3 protein-coding genes and 1 pseudogene are annotated in these 2,148 nt (G+C 59.1%); 3 read left to right on the forward strand and 1 reads right to left on the reverse strand.

Annotated features, from left to right (window positions below; genetic code table 11):
- Positions 1-415 precede the first annotated feature (415 nt).
- The 3 genes from N181_RS35510 to N181_RS35520 are packed head-to-tail and all read left to right on the forward strand — an operon-like array spanning position 416 to position 1,601.
- Complete coding sequence (locus tag N181_RS35510) at positions 416-556, forward strand: hypothetical protein (protein ID WP_234892863.1); 141 nt, start codon at positions 416-418, stop codon at positions 554-556.
- Between the two features lie 41 nt (positions 557-597).
- Positions 598-999: an IS66 family transposase gene (locus N181_RS35515; RefSeq protein WP_272949744.1), complete on the forward strand. Its 402-nt coding sequence runs from the start codon at positions 598-600 to the stop codon at positions 997-999.
- Between the two features lie 23 nt (positions 1,000-1,022).
- On the forward strand, positions 1,023-1,601 hold the full coding sequence (locus N181_RS35520) for an IS66 family transposase (RefSeq protein WP_272949745.1): 579 nt from the start codon (positions 1,023-1,025) through the stop codon (positions 1,599-1,601).
- Between the two features lie 43 nt (positions 1,602-1,644).
- On the opposite strand, the pseudogene N181_RS31450 reads toward N181_RS35520, so the two are convergent.
- Positions 1,645-2,148: pseudogene (locus N181_RS31450) on the reverse strand (IS5 family transposase); the annotation flags it as partial.

A 2,148-nucleotide genomic window follows, 5' to 3' on the forward strand; every position in this document is an offset into this window, starting at 1 on the left:
CTCATCTTGATTGACGCTTCGTCTCATCTTGGTTGTCGCGCTGCAGCCGTGGAACTACGCCCGCTGAACGGCCTCAGCTTGCCGCTTACAGTGCAAGCACTAGGAGTAGTCCTATGACGAAGCATCAGATTGAGGTGATCACGGTAACCGGTGTTTGTAAGCGGCAAGCAGACCCCGTCTGGCGGAGGGGGTGAGCGGTCGGATATCGGTAGCGGACACGATGAGCTGCTGTGAGCTTCTATGTCTGCGCCTAGTTCTGGAACTAGAACCTTCCATATGATCGAAGCTGTTGCCGACCGCCTCGAGGTATCGATCGGCTGGAAGGACTGGTTGCCGCCTTCAAGCAGGCGGCCTTCGGGCGCAAATCGAGAAGACCGATCCCGACCAGTTCGATCTGGCACTGGAGGATTTGGAGATGGCCATCGCGGCCGTCCATGCCGAGGAAGACGCCGATGCTCCCTCGTTAAAACGGGTCTCCAAACCACGCGCGGCCAATCGCGGCTCACTTCCCAGCCATCTCCCACGGATCGAAGAGGTGATCGACCGGAAAGCCTGATCTGCGCTTGCGCCGGATGCCTGCATTGCATCGGCCAGGATGTGTCCGAGAGGCTGGACGTGATCCCGGCCCAGTTCCGTGTCATCGTCACCCGTCGTCCCAAGTATGCGTGCCGCGCCTGCGCCGACGGCGTCGTTCAGGCGCCGGCTCCGGCCCGGTTGATCCAGGCGGGCTTGCCAACAGAAGCCACGGTCGCACATGTGCTGGTCTCCAAATACACCGATCATCTGCCGCTTTATCTGCAGGCTCAAATCAGCCGACAGGGCATTGATATCGACCGGTCCACGCTTGCCGATTGGGTCGGCCGGGCAGCCTTTGAACTGCGTCCCGTCTTTGATGCGCTGATCACCGAGCTGAAGCGCTCGACCAAGCTCTTCATGGACGAGACCCGTGCCCCGGTGCTCGATCCCGGCTCCCGCAAAACCAAAGCCGGATACTTCTGAGCGCTGGCGCGTGATGATGGGCCCTGGGGCGGCGGTGCTCCGCCCGTCGTTGCCTTCACCTATGCCCCGGCCGCGGAGGACAGCACGCCGAACGGATATTGCCGGGCTTTTCCGGCATCCTGCAGGTGGACGGCTATGCGGGGTACAATCGGCTAATCGCACCAGATCGCGTCGGGCCAAGCATTCAACTGGCCTCTTGCTGGGCCCACGCGCGTCGCAAGCTGGTGGCGATTACCCGCACGGGGGTCGCGCCGATTGCCGAGGAAGGCGTGAAGCGGATCGGCGAACTTTACCAAATCGAGGCCGACTTGCGCGGGCTTGATCCGGAAGCTCGCCTTGGTGCCGACCCTGCCCCGATGAGGCCGAAGTTTCTCGGCTATTTAAAGAGGCAAGGCTGCGGCCCTGAGACAGAGATTTATCGGGATGTCGAAATGTCGATCGGTAGGTTGGAGGGGGCCAACTTGAAGCTATTGGCGCAGAGCGGAGACCCAAACCTGTCTCTATCTGAACAGCAGGTGCAAGATTGGGCCATGAGCACATCGAAGGAGCTTGGCGGGTGCGAGCGCTTGATTAAGCTACACGAATCGGAATCGTGGCAATAGATCGAGATGTCGTTGCCAAAGGGACGATTGCGGAGTAGGTCGCGGACTCATAATGGCGAAGAACAACTCGGATGCAGGCGAGTTTCGTCATAGCTAAAAAGGTCGAGCCAAGCTTTTCGTAGCGCGTCGCTATTCGTCGAGAACATTTGAGTTTGTTGAAGAACCGCTCGATTAGGTTGCGCTTTTTGTAGAGCCAAGGACTGAAGACAATGGAGCCTTTCCGGTTTGATCTCGGCGGAATATTCGCCCACGCTCCCCGCGTTCTTATGATTTTACGCAGCCAGTCGGCGTCATAAGCCTTGTCAGCCAACAGCGTCTCTCCATTACCAATGCCATCAAGCATTTCGCTCACCGCAGTAAGGTCGTGTGCATGACCCGGCGTGATGACGATCCTGACTGGCAGCCCAAGCCCATCGGTTAGGGCATGGATTTTCGTTGTTAGACCTCCATGGCTGCGCCCAAGACAACGATCTGGGTGGCTTGCTTTCAACGTCGCAGCTGGTCGCGTCCCCACCAGTGGTGTAGCTGGGCGGTAGCCAAGCCGCTC

This window comes from Sinorhizobium fredii USDA 205, from assembly GCF_001461695.1.
GTDB classification, from domain to species: Bacteria; Pseudomonadota; Alphaproteobacteria; order Rhizobiales; family Rhizobiaceae; genus Sinorhizobium; species Sinorhizobium fredii.

Coding starts and splice junctions, on each gene's coding strand:
- N181_RS35510 (WP_234892863.1), top strand. CDS start 416: ATGGCCATCGCGGCCGTCCATGCCGAGGAAGACGCCGATGCTCCCTCG.